At 66.5% G+C, this 790-nt stretch carries 1 protein-coding gene; it reads left to right on the forward strand.

What is annotated here, in order from left to right; genetic code table 11:
• The coding region (locus tag CG50_RS17380) for a hypothetical protein (RefSeq protein ID WP_036640682.1) at positions 1-790 on the forward strand (790 nt) is incomplete at both ends.

Genomic DNA, 790 nt, shown 5'->3' on the forward strand with positions numbered 1-790 from the left:
CGAGCCGACGGATACGACCGAGCCGACGGATGCTTCGGACACCACTCTTCTGGACGATATTCTGGACACTGTCGGCGATGTGGTCAGCGATGCCGGGGGGCTGCTCGACGACCTGGTGGGCAATGTCAGCGATACGGTTGGCAATCTGGTAGATGGGCTGACCAGCGATGGCTCGACCGGGCTTCTCGACGGGCTGATCGCCGATGGCGGTCTTCTGGGCGATCTGACCGGGAATTCGGGCCTGCTCGGGGGGGTGACCGGTTCTGACGGCCTTCTGGGGTCTCTGGTTGGGAACGATGGCCTGCTGTCGTCGGTGACCGGCTCCGATGGTCTCGTGGGCTCTCTGACCGGATCCGGGCTGCTGGAGGGCGGGACGACGGACGGTGGCGCCTTGAGTGATACGGTTTCGGGCCTTGTCAATGACCTCGGAACGGTTCTGGGCGGTGTGACGGGCGATCTGAGTTCGACGGTCGGGACGCTGCTGGACAATGCCACGGGGATCGTCTCGGGGGTAACCGGGGAGGCAACCTCGGGCGGTCTTCTGGGGGGCCTTCTGGGCGGTGACAGCACCTCGGGCGGTTTGCTGAGCGGTGTGACCGACACGGTGAGCGGCCTGCTGGGCGGGGACAGCACCTCGGGCGGTCTGCTGGGCGGTCTGCTGGGCGGAGTCACCGGCTCGGGGTCGGAGACTTCCGGGACGACGGGTGTACTCGACGGGTTGATTGCCGATGGCGGTCTTCTGGGCGATCTGACCGGGAATTCTGGCCTGCTCGGGGGGGTCACGGGATCC

This window comes from Paenirhodobacter enshiensis, from assembly GCF_000740785.1.
GTDB lineage: Bacteria > Pseudomonadota > Alphaproteobacteria > Rhodobacterales > Rhodobacteraceae > Rhodobacter > Rhodobacter enshiensis.